This is a genomic window from Paraniabella hibiscisoli (assembly GCF_022512515.1).
Taxonomy (GTDB): Bacteria; Bacteroidota; Bacteroidia; order Chitinophagales; family Chitinophagaceae; genus Niabella; species Niabella hibiscisoli.
In genome coordinates this window covers 2,982,259-2,999,955 of the sequence record NZ_JAKWBK010000001.1, presented here as the reverse complement: position 1 = coordinate 2,999,955, position 17,697 = coordinate 2,982,259, and the positions used below count along the sequence as shown (strand labels likewise).

Here is a 17,697-nt window from a genome sequence, read left to right as displayed (position 1 = left end):
ATTTTTTGCGACATGAAATGTGCCGTAACTATTGTCGATCAAGACAAGCAATCGTTGACAACTCACTTCATGTGAATTTATCGGGTTTATAATAAATGCTACAATATAGAAAAGTTTTCAAACTCCTGCAAAGGCAGGTCTGAAATTTCTACATTCTTCACCTCTGCGCGAGACGGGCCTTTCTGGCACCAGCTAATCAGTTCCGCCAACCGCGCTTCAAGTCCGGTGGCTACAATAAGTACCGTGTCACCATCCGGCAGGTTTTCAACACTGCCCTTAATACCAAGATCAAGGGTTTTTGCCTGGCTGACTGTCTGAAAAAAACACCCTGTACCTTCCCCGTTATAATTATTTTTTGGGTCAACATTCATTTAAAAATTTAGAAGACTCACTATTTTTTCAAGATGTTGCTGATCTACCTGATCGAAATGATCCAGGTGTTCGCTATCTACATCAAGCACCGCAACAACAATGTCGTTTTTGATGATGGGTACTACAATCTCTGATTTCGACCAGCTACTGCAGGCAATGTGCCCCGGGAACTGCTCCACATCTGGTACGATCAAGGTTCGTTCCTGCTCCCAGGCTGCTCCGCATACCCCACGCCCCTTTTTAATGCGGGTACAGGCTACAGGCCCCTGAAATGGCGCTAACACTAATTCGTCGCCCTTTACTACGTAAAAGCCAACCCACCACCACTTAAATTGTTCCTTTAAAGCCGCCGCAATATTGGCCATATTTGCAACGATATCTTCCTCCCCTCTAATAAACCTTGTAGTTGCGGAAAAAGTGCCTGGTATTGCTCCTCTTTGCCTCCTTCAGTTATCATTAAATCTTCTGCCACGGATATTTGTTTTATTTATTCAAGTAATTTAAGCTTTTTTCATCTGCTCATTAAAAAGGGTTGAGCCTCCTTTTGCTATTGACAAGTTTTGCCAATTATTTCCTCTGATCATTTTACCTATATAAACGATCTGGCCTACATGCGAGGCATAATGTGTTAACTGCCGGTGAACAGCCTCCACTACTGTTAACGGCTTTGTTCTGATATAGACCATTTTATCCAAATCTTCATCCTCCAATGATTCCAATGCTTTGAATAAAATAGTCCACCCTTGTTCCCATAACTCCATCAATTGACTTTTCGATTCCTCCTGCCCGTTAAATTCATTGTCCCGGTTACGTCCTTCTTTTTCCCCATCTTCCGTTAGGAAGTTGGTCCATCTGCTTACCATATTGCCGTTCATGTGCCTGATAATTACAGCCAGGTTATTGCTGCCTTCGCCAGGAGTAAAATGAAAATCTTTCTCTCCAAGTTGGGCGAAGGTTTTATCTGCTAGTGTTTTATAATCAATAAATTGCTGTAGTGCACTCTTGAGAAAAATTGCAGGGCTCATAACTATCAGTTTATGTTTCTGGCCTATCCACTTATCGATCTTCACAAATTAAACAATTCGGCAAACTAATAAGTTGATAACTGTGAAAAAAGAATAAGCCCTCGTTTAGAGAGCTTATTATGGTTAGTATTAAGTCTTCCTGTTTTCTATTACCTCAGATCCACTACTTCTACACCGGGATATTTTGACTTATCAAAAGTAAAACTAGCGTCTGTTATAGCTGTATTGGGCTTGAAATTGCTCACATTATACACGTAACGATTGCCCGATTTTTCCACCACCGTTGTGCTAACAATATTTTTTGATGCTTTATCTACAGCCACGTACACTCTCGCGAATGGTTTGTTTTTGTCGATTGGCTGCATAATGATCTTATTTACATCTTTACCTCCTACTTTGCCATCTTTATCCATTACATACATAAAATCCTTGTTGTAAAAATCTGTGAAAAGCTTTTGAGGTGTAATGGTACCTTCAGAAGCACTGGCGCTACTTACCGTTACCTCTTTGGAGGCCGGATCGTAATTCCATATCGTAACACCGTCGCTAATGATTTTAGTACCACCGAGGTTAATAGTGTATTTATTCCCTTTCATTTGAACCGTACCATTTTTAGTGGTTAACACCTTGCCTGCGGCATTGGTGATCTGGTAACCAAAATTAGCTGCTACCGTTTTATAGGTTTTAAACTTCGAGCTTACTTCATCCAGTATCGCTTTTGCTTTAGGATCTTTTTGTTGAGCAAATGAGAACACGGACAGTAACAGAGCAGTGCCGGTGATATACAATTTCTTCATATTCAATTTTTAATATTTCTTTTTTAATTATTTACGGTAAGACGCCAATTTTCATGCCGTGGTGCGGTGGTTAACATTAATTAACATATTCCCAAAAGAGTAACAGTTGCCAGTTTACGGATGACAGTATTATCGCCATCAACCCAGCATTTCGAGATGCTGCTGGAGGTCTGCATCGGTTTTAATCAACACTTCGCGGGCCTTGCTTCCCTGATTCGGACCAACTATACCTGCATTTTCCAACTGATCCATTAATCGTCCGGCACGATTGTATCCCAGCTTCATCCTTCTTTGTAAAAGAGAAGTAGAACCGATCTGGTTAGCTACGATCAATTTGGCCGCATCTTCAAATAGCGAATCTCTGTCTCCCAGGTCAAAATCCCCACTTTCCAGTTCTTTTTCATCTACATATTCGGGTAAAAGGAAGGCCTGCGGATATCCCTCCTGGTAACCGATAAACTCTACCACCTTATCTACTTCTGGAGTGTCTACAAAAGCGCATTGCAACCTGGCTATTTCCCCGTTTAAGCTAATCAACATATCTCCCTTACCAATTAGCTGTTCTGCTCCGCCAGCATCCAGGATGGTCCGGCTATCGATCTTACTGCTTACTTTAAAGGCTACGCGGGCCGGGAAGTTGGCTTTAATAGTACCTGTAATAATATTTACCGAAGGCCTTTGTGTAGCGATGATAAGGTGAATACCTACGGCACGCGCCAGCTGCGCTAAACGGGCAATAGGCATTTCCACTTCCTTCCCTGCTGTCATGATCAGGTCAGCAAACTCATCTACTACCAATACGATAAACGGAAGAAACTGGTGTCCTTTTTCCGGATTTAACTTCCGGGAAGTAAACTTGGTATTGTACTCTTTGATGTTACGGCAACCAGCTTCTTTCAGCAGATCGTACCGGTTATCCATTTCAATACAAAGCGCATTGAGCGTATTAATTACTTTTTTGGTATCTGTAATGATCGCTTCTTCTTCATTAGGCAGTTTGGCCAGGAAATGACTTTCTATATGGCTATAAATACTCAACTCCACCTTCTTAGGATCCACCAAAACAAATTTCAGCTGCGATGGGTGCTTCTTATACAGTAAAGACACGAGAATGGCATTAATACCAACCGATTTACCCTGTCCCGTTGCACCCGCCATTAGTAAGTGAGGCATGGTTGCCAGGTCAACAATAAACAGTTCATTATCGATCTTCTTACCTAAAGCAATGGGCAAAGAATGAGCACTATTCTGGTATTTATCTGAAGACAGCAAAGTCTTCATGCTTACAATGCTCTTTTTGGCATTTGGCACTTCAATACCAATGGTACCACGACCTGGTATAGGCGCTATAATACGAATACCTAAGGCTGAAAGGCTCAGCGCGATATCATCTTCCAGGTTTTTGATACGTGAGATACGAACTCCGGCAGCAGGCACAATTTCATATAATGTTACCGTTGGACCAATGGTGGCACTTATTCGCTGGATCTCTATATCATAGTTACGTAAGGTTGTGATGATCTGGTTTTTGTTATTTTCCAGCTCTTCCGGATCATGTTCTACTTTTTCAGAACCATAAGAGGCCAGTAGGTCCAATGTAGGATGCTTATAATCCCTGAGATCCAGCGTAGGCTCATAAGCCTTTGTTGTTTCTACCGGAGTCGTCACTTTCTCCTCTTCTTCGGTTTTAGGTAGCGGAGCATCATTTATTTCCAGCTTGAGCGCACCTGTTGTAGCTACCGGCTTGGGAGCAGTTTTTGGTTTCTCAACTTCCAGTTCCTTTTTTAACTCTGGTTCGGGCATGGATTCGGGTTCTGGCTCATCAAAATGAATCCTTGCCTCGGGTTTCAATACGGTTATTCCTTCAAATCCTTTTGCTTCTTCCTTCGCAGCAGTCTCCTCTTTTTCTATCAACCCTATCTTATGCTTGGGCTTCGCGGCCTCTTCATCAATAATTAAAGTGGCGGCATCGAGTGGTTCAATTTTCTGCTTCACGGGAGTTTTTTCCTCTTCCTTCACAAAATCGTGTTCTGCGAGCGGAAGAGCCTCCTTAGGCGCCTTTTCTGTTTCAGCATCAGCAGTTACTGTAGCAGTCCTGATTAGTTTTTTGGGGAATGCAAATACAGGGTTAAACTGCCAGATAAGGTAAGCCACCACTATGAGTAATAGTATGGCTGATGCCCCTACAAAGCCCAGGGAAGCCAATAGCCAGTCGCTGATCACGTTTCCGACACCGCCGCCCCAGCTAAATTCTTCTTTTCGTAAAACAAAAGCAAGGATGGTAGAAACGGCCAGCATGCCCAGTGTCACATACTTTAAGTTACGCCATATAGAAAAAACGCGTCTGCGCCACAACAGGTTTACGCCCACAACAAAGAAAAAAGTGCATACCAATAAGGAGGCTACCCCAAATAATTTAAAAATAAAGAGGTGGGCCATAATAGCCCCGGTTTTACCTAAAAGATTATTCGCCGTAGTATCAACGTCTCCGAGAATTTCAATACCGCGGGATACGCTTGCCTGATCCTGCCTCCAGGTAAAAAATAAGAAACAAAGGCGATGATCAGAAATATGGATATTAACAAAGATGTTAAACCTACTATTTTCCAGGTACGCTCATCTTTAGCCAGTTGTTTCAGCTTGATCTTTTCCTCCTTTTCTGCGACAAAGGGTGCAACAGAATCTTTTGCCCTGCCTGTTGTTTTTTGCTCTTCGATTTACTCTTATTCGTCATAAAAGCAAAGATAAGGAAGGTTGGAAAGTTGTCCGAAGGTTCAAACAACTCCTTTGACGGCTTCTTTCAAGAAATATGTAGAAGTTGGCAGTTACCCCGTGTAAACAACTTATTTTTTAAATAAGGCCATAACAAAACAAACCCAGCCGATAATAAAGAAAAGACCACCAATAGGTGTGATGATTCCTATACCTCCAAGCCCAACTTTGCCGGTTGCTTTTAAAAGCGACAATGCATACAATGAACCTGAAAATAAAAGAATTCCTATTAAAAAGCATAGTCCGGCCCAATTCATAGACTTAAAGGGAATTTTTCGAAAAGAATCCCTACAATCAACAAGGCAAATGCATGATACATCTGGTATTGAACGCCGGTTTGGAAGGTTGGTACGGAATCGGGGGCAATTTCTTTTAACTTATGAGCGCCAAATGCTCCTAAAACAACACCCAGGCCAGCCATGATACAGCCTAAGGTGAGATACAATTTATGCATTATTGTTAGATGTTAGAATATTAGATAATGGATGTCGGTACCCGTTTGGCAAAATGAGCCAGCCCATTTCAGAGGTGGGTGATTAATCTTCCCTGCCTTCAGCTGTTTGGTCAAAAACAGCTTTTATAAAATCATCCACCCGGGCATCACGATCGTCAATCCGCACTATGGCCCGTTCATAAAAAATACGCCGGTCGCCGTTTTTCTTAACAATGTAGGCCTTTAATTGTTCATCATCAAGGCTTTTTAAAAGCGGGCGCTTGTCTTTGCCCTGCCTCAGCCGGCCCAGCAGTATTTCAAAAGGTGTATCGATCCAAACCGTTACGCCCTTTTCATTCATATAATCGATATTATTGAAAAAGCAGGGAGCGCCGCCTCCACAGGACAATACCATTGATTCATGGCTCTCAGTCACCAGATGCAATATTTCCCGCTCTTTCATACGGAAATATTCTTCTCCCTTGTCTTCGAACATTTCTGCAATAGACCGCCCTTCATCATTCTCAATCAATTCGTCGAGGTCAAAAAAGGAATACCCAGCTTTTTCCCTAGCAGCTTGCCCCAATGCGTTTTTCCTACGCCCATAAAACCTATTAAATAAATTCGCATTGTTCTATAATTTTTAGTGTGATTGACAGATGCGGGATACTGGATACATAGCTATATCTAGCATCTGTCATCTAACATCTGGCATCCATATCACTTAAACGCATTTTCACCGGTAATATCCAGACCGGTTATCAGCAAATGTATATCATGTGTGCCTTCGTAAGTAATAACACTTTCCAGGTTCATCATATGTCTCATTACCGGGTACTCGCCAGTAATGCCCATACCACCCAAAACCTGTCGCGCATCCCGGCAGATATTGGTAGCAATCTCGCAACTATTTCGTTTAGCCATACTCACCTGCTGCGGAGTGGCCTTACCTTCATTCATTAAAACGCCCAGTCGCCAGTTTAATAATTGTGCCTTGGTTATTTCTGTTACCATTTCAGCCAGCTTTTTTGCTGTAGCTGAAAAGCAGCAATCGGCTTACCAAATTGCTCTCTTTCTTTGGCGTAACGCAACGCCGTGTCGTAACAATCCATTGCCGCGCCAATTACGCCCCAGGCGATACCATACCTTGCTTTGGTCAGGCAACTCAAAGGCCCCTTCAAGCCCTTTACTCCTGGTAGTATATTTTCTTTAGGTACTCTTACCTGATCAAAAACCAGCTCGCCTGTAGCTGAAGCCCGCAAGCTCCATTTATTGTGTGTTGTCGGGGTACTAAAACCTTCCATTCCCCGTTCAACAATCAGCCCATATACCTCTCCTTGTTCATCCTTAGCCCATACTACCGCCACCTGGGCAAAAGGTGCGTTGCTGATCCACATTTTACTGCCGTTGAGTATCACCGCATCGCCATCATCTTTAAAGTTGGTTAACATACCACCCGGATCGCTACCATGATCAGGCTCCGTTAAACCGAAACAGCCCAGCCACTCACCACTGGCCAGTTTGGGTAAATATTTTTGTTTCTGTTCTTCGCTGCCAAAAGCATAAATAGGAAACATCACCAGCGAGCCCTGCACCGAAGCTGTTGAACGTACACCACTATCCCCTCTTTCCAGCTCCTGCATCATTAAACCGTAACTAATATAATCTAAACCGCCACCACCGTATTGCGTAGGTACCGTAGGACCAAAACAGCCTAAATCGCCTAATTGCTTTACAATCTGCTGAGGAAATTCTGCCCGTTGTGCATAGTCCTCAATAATGGGCGAAATATCTTTTTTAACGTAAGACCTTACAGCATCGCGTATCATTATCTGCTCTTCGCTTAACAACTCATCCACTTTAAAATAGTCTGGGCTTTCAAAAAGATCTTTTTTACGCTCATGATTAAAGGTTTTAGTTACACTATTGTAAAAGTAAACGAAAAAGCCTTGCAACCGAACACGAAGAATAACCAGCCTTCTTAAAAGCGCCCAACAATGAGCAGATTAAAGAAATCCTGATACTTTACAGTGCGGGAGGGGCATACTAATCCAGTCAGACCTTCTTTGAAAAGAACGTCTATTAGTTACCTATAACAGGCCAAACTATTATTGAAACATGGATGCTGCCGCAGCTCCTGTTATTAGCGAGCTAAACAATGCGCCGGCTACAACGCTAAAAAGTACAATATAAATAGCCCAACTCACAAGAATGTATACAATAATATATACTACTTTCTGGTCTTCGGGGTTTTCTTTAAAGGACCAATACCCAGGTAAAACAGGTAGATGCTATACACCGCACCGGCAAGCGACAATAAGCCACCTAATATGGGTATGAATGAAAAAGACCGGCTACATAACCCGCGGTACCCGCATAGGCTACCAGCTGAGCTGATTTATTAATATCTTTTTCCGATTTAAAACTGGGAGCCAGGGCGTCTATGACATAGGTGGCTATTACAAAAACCAATATCGTAACAACAATAGCAAAAACCGTATACGCTATACTGTAGGCAATTCCAAACAAAGAAGAAAATACAAAAAACTTTAAGAATGAGGCAGCCGCCGCCAATAAGGAAAGCGGCAGCACGTAGGATGTAAGCAATCCTTTAACCGTTGCCGTTTCGGTATTAATGACTTCCCATTCAGCCTTAGGGTTGGTTAAAATATTCTTTACGCGATCCATTAGAGATACCATAATTCAAGTTTTGATTATTAGCTACTATTAATTATTAAATAAAAAACAACTGAAAAATCTATATCCGAATATTCGTAATACATTTAGAAAAATGCTCTACTTACCTCTCCAACACTTAAAGCAGGGAGTAGTATACCATCAACGACTCCTTTTGATCTGGCTTATAGGACTATGCTTCTGTAAAATACTGCAAAATATTGAGTTATAGAAATATATTAGAAAAGTGGTGTTCCCGGAGGCACTATTGCCTTAAAAGCTTGTTTCAAACCAAATCTGGCGAATTATTTGCTTACAGAAAGCTTGTTATCAAAAAAGTATTGCGTATGAAACAGCTAGTTCTGGCTCTAAGCCTTTTATTTACAGGAAATTGTTTTGCACAGATCGACAGCCTGAAGCATGAGATGAACCTGCGTGATAAGGTTCTGAACGATATTCAGAATAATTTCGACAGCCGGAATAAAACGCTCGACTCTACCGTTACCAAACTGGATCAGCGTTTATCCAGTCTCGATAAATCTATTTCGCAATCCCGCGATGCAAATGACAAAGCCGACAAACTCCAGCAACGCGTACAGGCGGTAGAAGAAAAACAGAAGGCGATTGAACAAAATGAGCTGAATCTCTTCCAGGCTAACTACCAGTCAGCAATGGTAAACCTGGTATCGATGGACCGAGAGATCAAACCCTTGCTGCTATTCAACTCTACTAAATCTTTTTTAATGCGTTGAGCGAAACAGGTAATCCGATGAACTACGACGGCTATACGAAATGGTATAATCAATATGCAGCTTATGTAAAAGACAAAAAAGCCGAAAGCCCTGTATTAAATGTTACGAGTAACTTATTAAGCTTCGCAGGCAATTTCACCAAAGGAGCGCGGTGACGGGTCCTATTACTTCTGCGCTGTTTTCGAGCATGACCACTTATATCGATAATATCGGCAAAAAGGAAAAAGCCCTGAAAGAACAAAGTGAACAAATGCTAACCCTTACTATGAAGATCAGCCAGTTTAATTATGACAATGACCGGATTGAAAACGAATGGGAATCTATCACAGCAGAGCTGCAGGACCTGCAAACGAAATACGACAAATCATTAAAGGAAAACCTGGCGATCATTAAAACATCACCGGCTGATTTTCAATCCAATTTTTCAAAGGAAAATGATGCAGAAAAGAGATATCAATACCTTACCCGGCTGAGAGATGAAGCAGCTAAATTCGTAAGTGAAGAGCGAACAAAAAATCCCAAAGACTGGCGGCAAAAAGCTTATGTACAAATGAATGACGTACAATCGCTAAAACAACGTTTTGGACAGGTAACGTTCAGGATCAGTCAGAACCTGTTAAAATACAAAGAACTCTTTGATAAATACAAAGCAGATCCACAGTTAGGAGCCCGCATCAAAGACCTGGAAATAAAGATGAAAGAACTTCAGGAATCATTTGACAAGACCTTTGATCCGCTGGAATATATTAACTCGGCTAACAGGATGTATAAGGTGTAAACTGACATGAGCCTACTCATCTCTGTTCAGCGTTGAGCAACGTTAACGAGTCAGTTAAAAATAAATAATAGAGTATACATGAGTTGGTCAATAACAAACTACTTTTAACAAATAATATCGAAGCAATTGGTAACGATATCAATCTTATTTTTCTTATAACCATATTCTATAACCACATTGCTCTTACAGAGCAGGCACAAATACGCCACTCCCTCTAAGCTAGATATAATCTACCGATTGGAGATAACAAACACATTACTTCTACAGAATGACAAAAGCAACAGCCTCTTCTTGTAAAGCTTGTATAGTTTACCTGACAACTCATCGGTGATAAAAACAGCCACCTTTTCAGAAGCTATACGCTATTACATTAAAGGCGGCATCGGCGCCTCGTATTTATAGAAAAATGTTTATTTTTAATGTAAGGGCTCTGTAAGAGCCGCGTAAAACAACACCTATGGCTAACACATTCTCCCAAATTTACCTTCAATTTGTTTTTGCGGTAAAGGGCAGACAAAACCTCATTCATCCTAAAAACAAAGAGGAACTGCACAAATATGTAACAGCTCTTGTACAAGCCCGAAATGCTAAAATGTTAGCAGTCCATTGCATGCCCGACCACATTCACCTGTTCGTTGGTTTCAAACCTTCAATTTTAATATCCGATTTCGTCAAACAAATAAAGGTTCAGAGTAACGAATTTATAAGAAATAAAAAATGGATACAGGGTAGTTTTAACTGGCAGGAAGGCTATGGTGTATTTTCCTACGGACATTCACAAATTGATCGTGTATGTAAATACGTTCAGAACCAGGAACTCCATCATCAGAAAAAAACCTTCCAAGAGGAATATCTTGATTTCCTACAAAAATTTTCTATCCCATTTGAAGAACGTTTTTTGTTTGAATGGCCCTGATAGAAACACGAGGCTCTTACAGAGCCCGGTTATAGAAATTCGCAAATTGTGCTACAAACACACTGCTCCAACGGAGCAAAAAAACAGGCACTTTTCCGCATCCTAATATATAAACTAAACAAGCCATTCTTAGAAACATACACATAGCAGCCCCTATGGCCAATAAATCCGTGGCTCCTCTCGAGCCTGATGCCGGTTCTACGACCTTGTGCTACAAACACATTGCTCTTACTGAGCAAAAGCAGGCACGAGGCAACATTCCCGAATATACTATTTGAACAAAATAGCCGGATTAAAAATAAAATAGGACAATTTACTACTTCACTTTCGCCTTCTCGTTGGGAAAATTTTTCACGATTGTTTGACAAATAACATTAATTCACTTATTCAATCGGGTATTTCAATCACTATCCGGAGCGTTGTTTTCAAAATGTGGTATTTTCGTCTCGTTTGATAGCATACAATTATGAGAATAACTAAATTATTCAGCAACTTCGTTAACAGTGAAAAATCAGGAGGTTTGATCCTGATCGTCTGCACAATTCTTTCCGTCCTGCTTACCAATTCTGCCTGGGGCGAGGGTTACCACCATATATGGGAGACGAAATTAGGTGGTGGCTCTCTCGAATATTGGATCAACGATGGGCTGATGACTATCTTCTTCTTACTTATCGGCCTCGAGCTGGAACGGGAGGTTTATATCGGGGAACTTAGTAAGATCAAAAATGCATTACTACCGATATTTGGCGCCATAGGGGAATGTTAGTACCAGCAGGGGTTTATATCCTTTTCAATTACGGAACTGTCACTCAGTCCGGAACAGGTATACCCATGGCTACAGATATTGCTTTTGCGCTGGCGGTATTATCACTTCTCGGCAAACGTGTGCCTTTATCCCTCAAAGTATTTTTGACCGCCCTGGCTGTTATTGATGACCTCGGCGCCATACTAGTCATTGCCCTCTTTTATTCGAAAGGTATATTGTGGGCGAATCTTTTGATTGCTCTGGGCACCTGGGGGTTGCTACTATTGTTTAACAGACTAAAGGTTCGAAACCTGATTCCTTATATCATTGGCGGTACTGTTATGTGGTGGTTTATGTTGCATTCAGGGGTACATGCTACCATAACAGGCGTATTGCTGGCCTTTGCCATTCCGTTTGGTAAAGGCGATGCCAAATCGACGTCTTATATTCTGCAGGATTTTTGCATAAACCGGTAGCATTTATCATACTACCTCTATTCGCTTTGGCGAATACTGCCATTTATATCAGCCCGGATTTCACAAGCCTTTCTACGCAACCGTATAGCCAGGGCATTGCCCTAGGGTTAATCATCGGCAAGCCTTTGGGCATTTTCGCTTTAGCCTTTCTCGCTGTGAAATTTAAAATATGCCAACTTCCCTCAGACCTGAACTGGAAGCTGATCCTTGGCGCAGGATGCCTGGGAGGTATTGGATTCACTATGTCCATCTTTATCGCGCTATTGGCATTTAACGACCCGACGATTATCAATAATACCAAACTGGTCATCCTGCTTGCCTCACTGATATCCGGAGCACTCGGCTTTACCCTGCTTCAGGTGTTCCTGAAAAAAATGCAACGCCTGATCAATCAGATGTGCTCATAGAAAAAGGATAATCCGCCTTAGTAACACCTCTTGTTTTATTCGGTTGTGCGTTCATTCCTATATTGATCGTACCGCCTTTTAACAATTCAAAGTGATCCAGGTAGTTTTTGGTAGTGGCTTTTCCATTAACCGAAACGGACTGTACATACCTGTTTGTTGTACTATTTTGGGGCGCATTCACCACCAGCTTTTTCCCGCTTTCGAAAGTCACTTCCGCTTTCTTAAACAGAGGAGTACCTAAAACGTATTGTGTACTTGCAGGTGTTACCGGATAAAAACCTAAGGCAGAGAACACATACCATGCTGAGGTTTGTCCATTATCCTCATCACCACAATATCCGTCAGCTGAAGCATTATACAACTTGTCCATCACTTCTCTTATCCAATATTGCGACTTCCAGGGTTGGCCTGCATAATTGTACAAATAAGTAAGATGCTGAATGGGCTGGTTGCCATGTGCATACTGTCCCATATTGGTAATTTGCATTTCTCTCATTTCATGGATAACAGAACCATAGTAAGAATAATCACCAAAATCCGGAGGCATAATAAATACAGAATCCAACATCCGTACAAACATTTTATCGCCGCCCATTAACTGCTTCAACCCATCAATATCCTGGAATACGCTCCAGGAATAATGCCAGCTATTACCTTCGGTAAAAGCCCCGCCCCATGAGTAGGGATTGAAAGGACTATAAAAGCTACCATCTTCATTTTTAGGGCGCATTAACAAGGTTTGCGGATCAAACAACTTTTTATAGTTCATCGCCCGCTTTTTGTAAATATCCGTTTCTACAGCAGGCTTACCCAATGCTTTACCAAAAGCATAAATAGCATAATCATCGTAAGCATACTCTAGTGAGCGCGCCACATTCTCGCTTATCTTAACATTATTGGGCACATACCCGAGACGATTATAATATTCCACGCCTCTTCTTCCGGTTGCCTGAGGCCCCTCGTTGTTGGCTCCATGCACCAGGGCTTGCCACAAGGTCTCTGCATCATATCCACGCAATCCTTTTAAATAAGCTTCAGAAACGACTGAAGCAGAGTTGTTTCCTACCATTACCGCGCGGTATCCGGGCGAGGACCACTCAGGCAACCAACCGCCTTCTTTAAAATCGCTGATCAATCCCTGTTGCATTTCTTTAGCTATGGTAGGATACACAAAATAAAGAAATGGGTAAAGCGCCCTGAATGTATCCCAGAAACCAGTGCCTGCAAATTTATAACCCGGCTCGGCTTTACCGGTGTATGGACTATAATGCACGATCTTGCCAGCTGCATCTTTCTCATACATTTTTAAAGGGAAAAACACCATTCGATAGAGACATGAATAGAAGGTACGCATTTGTTCTTCTGTACCGCCTGAAACCTTCACACGTCCCAGAATATCATTCCATTCTTTTGCTCCGGCTGCTTTAACAACATCGAAATCTTTTGCACCAATTTCCGATTTAAGATTTAACTCAGCCTGTTCAAAGCTGATAAAGGAAGATGCTATTTTGGCGTTTACTATATCGCCGCGCTTCAATCCTTTGAAACCTATGACCGCACCTGCATGCTTACTTTTCATCTCATCTTTGTTGCTAAACTTATCCTCATCCCAGGTAGCTTTATAATCAAACTTCTTATCAAACTGGATAATGAAGTAGTTTTTAAAATTCTCCGGAACACTTCCACTATTGCGGGTACTATAACCAATAATCTTATTCTCTGATGGAATGATCTTTACATAAGAGCCTCTATCAATCGCATCAATGATCACATAGGCACTATCCGTTTGAGGAAAAGTGAAACGGAAACGCGCAGCTCTCTCCGTGGGTGCGATCTCAGTAGTAATATCAGCATCTGCCAGGTATACTTTGTAATAGTGCGGTTGCGCCACTTCGGCCTTATGCGAGAACCAGCTGGCACGATCCTGCTCTTTAAACCGCATTTTTCCTGTTACAGGCATGATAGCGAAATAGCCATAATCATTCATCCAGGGAGAAGGCTGATGAGTTTGTTTAAAACCGGTTATTTTATCATCCTGGTACTTATAGGCCCAACCATCGCCCATGCGCCCGGTTTGCGGTGTCCAAAGATTCATTCCCCAGGGCATTCCTATTGCCGGATAGGTATTCCCGTTAGAAAGCTCAAACTTAGACAATGTACCCATTAAAGGATTTACATAGTCGATTGGATGTTGCGCTTTAACTGCAGCTGTGAACAAAATCAAGGCTACAGCTATTATTTTTCTGGATAAATTCATCAGTTTATTTTTTATATTCACTATCATTAATCGGGCGCCATTATTTAACCCAGCAAATGAGGTTTCTCTTTAAAAGTTTTCCATAGTAATTCGCCGAATAAAGTATTGGCCCAGGCAAACCATTCCCGTGTAAACTTTTTAGGGTCGTTTTTATGGAAGGACTCATGCATGAAACCGGTACCACCATGTGTCTTCCTCAAGGTATCAATGCTCCACTTTATTTCTTTGTCGTCATTCGAGGTTAATGCCTTCATGATAATGCTCATTGGCCATACCATATCGAGCCCGATATGCGGGCCACCGATACCTTCAGCCTGCGTTCCTTTAAAGAAGAAAGGATTTTCGGTTGACCATACAAAATTCCTGGTGTTCTTGTAAACCGGGTCGGAAGTTGCTACACTCCCGAGATACGGCATGGCCAACAAACTAGGTACATTAGCGTCATCCATCAGGTTATAGCTGCCATAGCCGTTGACCTCAAAAGCATAGATCTTTCCAAAAGAAGGATGCGTGGTAGTAGCGTGTTTTTTCAACGCAGCATCTACTTCGTTCGCCAATTCATTTAGCTCTGCGGCCAGTTTATTGTCTTTTAATATCGTCTTCACCATCTCGGATGCCTGACGCAGGCTGATGACCGCAAAAAGTTGGACGGGATCAGGTATGCATAAATAGTAGCATCGTCGCTGGGGCGAAACATAGAGCAAATGAGACCATTCGGTTTAACAGGATAACCATAACCAGCCATCGGTATGCCATCGGTGGCCCATGAGGTTTCCCGCTCAAATTTATACGGGCCCAAATTATCTTTACGCTGCTGCTCTTTAAAGGTTTTGAGCGTTGCTATAACCGATTGTTTCCACTCCGCATCAAACGGACTGGTATCGCCTGTTACTTTCCAGAAACGATATGCCAGGCGGATCGGATAACATAAAGAATCTATTTCCCATTTACGTTCATGAATACCCGGCTTCATATCGGTCCTGTCAGTCTCTTTCCATTTACTGATCTTGGCATCATCATTATAAAATGCATTGGCATACGGGTCTTTTAAAATAAAATGCACCTGTTTGTTGATCACACCAGCTATCAGCTTATGCAACTTCGTATCCTCTTTGGCAAATTGTAGATAAGGATATACCTGGGCGGAGCTATCTCTTAACCACATAGCATCAATATCCCCGGTTATCACGTAGGTATCGGGTTTGCCTTTATTCTCGCTGTAAAAAACAGTTGTATCAAGCGTGTTGGGAAAACAGTTATTAAACAACCATCCCAATTCCTTATTAGCCACTTTCGATTGAAAAGCTTTGATCGCATTTTCAATCACATCGCTTTTAAAGTGCCGCTTAGAAACTGACCACCGAACCTCAGGAAAGCTCTGTGTGGTTTGTGCAAAAGAGAATTTATTCAATGCAAGGCCTGCACCCAGCACGCTTGTATTTTGAAGAAAGGTTTTGCGATTCATATAGATCTGTTTATCGGTTATTAATTGAATACTTAGTTCCAAAGTAAGGCTGCTCCAAATACTCCTGCGCTATCCCCCAAAACAGGTTTGCATATTGGGGTGGTGAGTTGCCCGTTGTTAAAAATATATTTTTTATACGTTCGTATCCCTCAGTATACAGCAAATCGATATTACCCACACCGCCGCCAATTACAATAAGAGAGGGGTCAATAATATTAATTACAGAGGATAATGCTTTTCCATAATTCTCCAATAGCCTTTCTACTACTTCACTGGCATGTACATCCGAAGAGGCTAAATGTCTATCTATAATCTCATTCAGTTTTAATGCAGTGCCAGTTAGCTTTTCGTAAGCACGCTCTAATGCAGGGCCTGATATAACCGTTTCAACACAGCCCTGCTTATTGCAGTAACAAAGTTCGCCTCCGTCTTCTAATATATTATGCCCCCATTCGCCACCAATACCATGATGCCCGTTAATGATTTTTTGATTGACTACCAGTCCTCCGCCAACACCTGTGCCCATTATAATACCCCAAACAACCTCAGCGCCCGGAAAATCTTTACCCGCTCCCATCAAAGCCTCTGCCAATGCAAAACAATTAGCATCATTGGCTAATCTTACCGGTATCTTTAATAGTTCCTCCAGGTCTTCCAGCATGCGCCTTCCGTTCATACAGGTAGTATTGCAATTTTTCATAGTCTGCGTTTCCGGCTGCAGCACACCTGGCGTAGCCAGTCCTATCCTGGCCGGCATCTCTCCAACATTTTGAGCTACTTGCCCTATCAACTTACTGATCTGGGAAAGGATATGGCCGTACCCTTTACCAGCTTCAGTGGGTATGCGTTGTCGCTCTACTACCGATAAAGTTTCAGCATCCAATACCGCACACTCTATTTTAGTTCCTCCTAAATCAATACCCCAAGTTTTCATGTATCTTTTATTTATCCGTTAGTTTTATATTAATTGGTTTCAATAACAAGTTCTTTGCCTTGTTGTAGCAAGCTATGTTTGATAAAGTAACCGTTCACCTTTTGTCCTGCATAAGTTATTTTTTTGATTCCCTCTCCGCTACCCCGTTTAGTGATGGTAAACTTTTTACCCTGCAAATCAAACCGGATCTTATCAAACAAGGGAACTGTCACCAGGTATTCGGGATCTGCCGGAGAATAGGTATACAATCCCAATGCGTTCATCACATACCAGGCGGACATTTCACCCGCATCATCCATACCTGAATAGGCTAAGCGTTCTGGTCCCATTCGATAGTACTTGCTCATTATGAGATTTAATATCTTTTGTGCTTTTTCCTGCTTACCTACAAAATAATACAGGTAGGGCGAACTATGGCCCGGCTGATTGCCATGACAATATTGTCCAATAAAAGTGGTGATATTATGTGCTTCATATCCTTTCCAGGGTATGGTAAACAATGAGTCCAGTTTTTCTCCAAAGCAGCTTTGCTGGGATATAAAGCAACAAATGCATCAGGGTTATGTGGTGCAAAGAAAGTAGACTGCCAGCCGTTAGCCTCGCGGTACATATATTCAAAATAAGGTTGCTCGGGGTTAAAAGGTGTTATCCATTCTCCGTTCGCCAGGCGTCCGCGCATCAGCTGTGTTGCAGGATCAAAAGATGCTTGTAACTATCCGTTCGCTTCATTAAGGCCTGGTAGTTTTTTGTATCTCCCAGCGCTTTAGACAGCAGTGCGGTAGCATAATCATCGTAAGCATACTCCTGCGTTTTGGTAACGGCAGCTTTAGCTACTGTTTCTAAGCGCGGTTCTTTTACATCCATTTCTGATATCCAACCACGCTCCATATAT

At 42.0% G+C, this 17,697-nt stretch carries 16 protein-coding genes and 4 pseudogenes; 6 read left to right on the top strand and 14 right to left on the bottom strand.

From position 1 onward, the window contains the following. Positions 1–98: 98 nt before the first annotated feature. The 10 genes and pseudogenes from MKP07_RS18700 to MKP07_RS18660 all read right to left on the bottom strand — a co-directional run bounded on the left by MKP07_RS18700 (position 99) and on the right by MKP07_RS18660 (position 8,099). Positions 99–371, bottom strand: a complete 273-nt coding sequence (locus MKP07_RS18700; protein WP_240848530.1) for an acylphosphatase — start codon at positions 369–371, stop codon at positions 99–101. Then, a complete protein-coding gene (locus MKP07_RS18695; RefSeq protein WP_240848529.1) occupies positions 372–737 on the bottom strand; it encodes a GAF domain-containing protein in 366 nt (121 codons plus the stop codon). Positions 738–872: 135 nt separating this feature from the next. After that, on the bottom strand, positions 873–1,397 hold the full coding sequence (locus MKP07_RS18690; RefSeq protein ID WP_240848528.1) for a DUF1572 family protein: 525 nt from the start codon (positions 1,395–1,397) through the stop codon (positions 873–875). 149 nt (positions 1,398–1,546) lie between these two features. Then, positions 1,547–2,194 (bottom strand): LolA family protein, encoded by a 648-nt coding sequence (locus MKP07_RS18685; RefSeq protein WP_240848527.1) that lies wholly within the window; start codon positions 2,192–2,194, stop codon positions 1,547–1,549. A gap of 138 nt (positions 2,195–2,332) precedes the next feature. Beyond that, on the bottom strand, positions 2,333–4,690 hold the full coding sequence (locus MKP07_RS18680) for an FtsK/SpoIIIE family DNA translocase (RefSeq protein ID WP_240850942.1): 2,358 nt from the start codon (positions 4,688–4,690) through the stop codon (positions 2,333–2,335). A 347-nt stretch (positions 4,691–5,037) separates the two neighbouring features. Continuing rightward, positions 5,038–5,223 (bottom strand): DUF423 domain-containing protein, encoded by a 186-nt coding sequence (locus MKP07_RS38965; protein WP_262919364.1) that lies wholly within the window; start codon positions 5,221–5,223, stop codon positions 5,038–5,040. Further along, positions 5,220–5,420, bottom strand: coding sequence for a DUF423 domain-containing protein (locus tag MKP07_RS38960; RefSeq protein WP_262919363.1), 201 nt, complete (start codon positions 5,418–5,420; stop codon positions 5,220–5,222). The genes MKP07_RS38965 and MKP07_RS38960 overlap by 4 nt, the downstream gene beginning before the upstream one ends. Positions 5,421–5,502: 82 nt before the next feature. After that, positions 5,503–5,985 carry a shikimate kinase gene (locus MKP07_RS18670; RefSeq protein WP_240848526.1) on the bottom strand — a complete coding sequence of 161 codons (483 nt, stop codon included), beginning with the start codon at positions 5,983–5,985 and terminating at the stop codon, positions 5,503–5,505. A gap of 134 nt (positions 5,986–6,119) precedes the next feature. Beyond that, positions 6,120–7,228: pseudogene (locus MKP07_RS18665) on the bottom strand (acyl-CoA dehydrogenase family protein). Between the two features lie 496 nt (positions 7,229–7,724). Further along, the gene (locus tag MKP07_RS18660) at positions 7,725–8,099 is read right to left on the bottom strand and encodes a YIP1 family protein (protein ID WP_240848525.1); all 375 of its coding nucleotides are present in this window, start codon (positions 8,097–8,099) and stop codon (positions 7,725–7,727) included. 323 nt (positions 8,100–8,422) lie between these two features. Between MKP07_RS18660 and MKP07_RS18655 the strand changes: the two genes are divergently transcribed. The 6 genes and pseudogenes from MKP07_RS18655 (at position 8,423) to MKP07_RS38950 (ending at position 12,149) form a co-directional block, all read left to right on the top strand. Next, the gene (locus MKP07_RS18655; RefSeq protein ID WP_240848524.1) at positions 8,423–8,827 is read left to right on the top strand and encodes a hypothetical protein; all 405 of its coding nucleotides are present in this window, start codon (positions 8,423–8,425) and stop codon (positions 8,825–8,827) included. Between the two features lie 17 nt (positions 8,828–8,844). Continuing rightward, entirely contained in the window at positions 8,845–8,982 is a 138-nt protein-coding gene (locus MKP07_RS18650; RefSeq protein ID WP_240848523.1) for a hypothetical protein, read from the top strand. Then, positions 8,979–9,605: a hypothetical protein gene (locus MKP07_RS18645; RefSeq protein WP_240848522.1), complete on the top strand. Its 627-nt coding sequence runs from the start codon at positions 8,979–8,981 to the stop codon at positions 9,603–9,605. Before MKP07_RS18650 ends, MKP07_RS18645 begins: the two co-directional genes overlap by 4 nt. A 457-nt stretch (positions 9,606–10,062) precedes the next feature. After that, positions 10,063–10,521, top strand: a complete 459-nt coding sequence (gene tnpA, locus MKP07_RS18640) for an IS200/IS605 family transposase (RefSeq protein ID WP_240848521.1) — start codon at positions 10,063–10,065, stop codon at positions 10,519–10,521. Between the two features lie 466 nt (positions 10,522–10,987). Further along, positions 10,988–11,742, top strand: a pseudogene (nhaA, locus tag MKP07_RS38955) (Na+/H+ antiporter NhaA). Between the two features lie 26 nt (positions 11,743–11,768). After that, positions 11,769–12,149 carry a Na+/H+ antiporter NhaA gene (locus tag MKP07_RS38950; RefSeq protein WP_262919362.1) on the top strand — a complete coding sequence of 127 codons (381 nt, stop codon included), beginning with the start codon at positions 11,769–11,771 and terminating at the stop codon, positions 12,147–12,149. Here the strand turns inward: MKP07_RS38950 and MKP07_RS18630 are convergent. The 4 genes and pseudogenes from MKP07_RS18630 to MKP07_RS38945 form a co-directional block, all read right to left on the bottom strand. Beyond that, positions 12,130–14,406 (bottom strand): GH92 family glycosyl hydrolase, encoded by a 2,277-nt coding sequence (locus MKP07_RS18630; RefSeq protein WP_240848520.1) that lies wholly within the window; start codon positions 14,404–14,406, stop codon positions 12,130–12,132. The genes MKP07_RS38950 and MKP07_RS18630 overlap by 20 nt on opposite strands. A 44-nt stretch (positions 14,407–14,450) precedes the next feature. Then, positions 14,451–15,871: pseudogene (locus tag MKP07_RS18625) on the bottom strand (glycoside hydrolase family 125 protein). 10 nt (positions 15,872–15,881) lie between these two features. Next, positions 15,882–16,805 carry an ROK family protein gene (locus MKP07_RS18620; protein ID WP_240848519.1) on the bottom strand — a complete coding sequence of 308 codons (924 nt, stop codon included), beginning with the start codon at positions 16,803–16,805 and terminating at the stop codon, positions 15,882–15,884. 29 nt (positions 16,806–16,834) lie between these two features. Next, a pseudogene (locus MKP07_RS38945) lies at positions 16,835–17,669 on the bottom strand (glycoside hydrolase domain-containing protein). Positions 17,670–17,697 lie beyond the last annotated feature (28 nt).

What these genes read in the sequence shown, in the direction of transcription:
- MKP07_RS18700 (WP_240848530.1), bottom strand. Translation starts at nt 371, where the DNA reads ATGAATGTTGACCCAAAAAATAATTATAACGGGGAAGGTACAGGGTGT.
- MKP07_RS18695 (WP_240848529.1), bottom strand. Translation starts at nt 737, where the DNA reads ATGGCCAATATTGCGGCGGCTTTAAAGGAACAATTTAAGTGGTGGTGG.
- MKP07_RS18690 (WP_240848528.1), bottom strand. Translation starts at nt 1,397, where the DNA reads ATGAGCCCTGCAATTTTTCTCAAGAGTGCACTACAGCAATTTATTGAT.
- MKP07_RS18685 (WP_240848527.1), bottom strand. Translation starts at nt 2,194, where the DNA reads ATGAAGAAATTGTATATCACCGGCACTGCTCTGTTACTGTCCGTGTTC.
- MKP07_RS38965 (WP_262919364.1), bottom strand. Translation starts at nt 5,223, where the DNA reads ATGAATTGGGCCGGACTATGCTTTTTAATAGGAATTCTTTTATTTTCA.
- MKP07_RS38960 (WP_262919363.1), bottom strand. Translation starts at nt 5,420, where the DNA reads ATGCATAAATTGTATCTCACCTTAGGCTGTATCATGGCTGGCCTGGGT.
- MKP07_RS18660 (WP_240848525.1), bottom strand. Translation starts at nt 8,099, where the DNA reads ATGGTATCTCTAATGGATCGCGTAAAGAATATTTTAACCAACCCTAAG.
- MKP07_RS18655 (WP_240848524.1), top strand. Translation starts at nt 8,423, where the DNA reads ATGAAACAGCTAGTTCTGGCTCTAAGCCTTTTATTTACAGGAAATTGT.
- MKP07_RS18650 (WP_240848523.1), top strand. Translation starts at nt 8,845, where the DNA reads ATGAACTACGACGGCTATACGAAATGGTATAATCAATATGCAGCTTAT.
- tnpA (WP_240848521.1), top strand. Translation starts at nt 10,063, where the DNA reads ATGGCTAACACATTCTCCCAAATTTACCTTCAATTTGTTTTTGCGGTA.
- MKP07_RS18630 (WP_240848520.1), bottom strand. Translation starts at nt 14,406, where the DNA reads ATGAATTTATCCAGAAAAATAATAGCTGTAGCCTTGATTTTGTTCACA.
- MKP07_RS18620 (WP_240848519.1), bottom strand. Translation starts at nt 16,805, where the DNA reads ATGAAAACTTGGGGTATTGATTTAGGAGGAACTAAAATAGAGTGTGCG.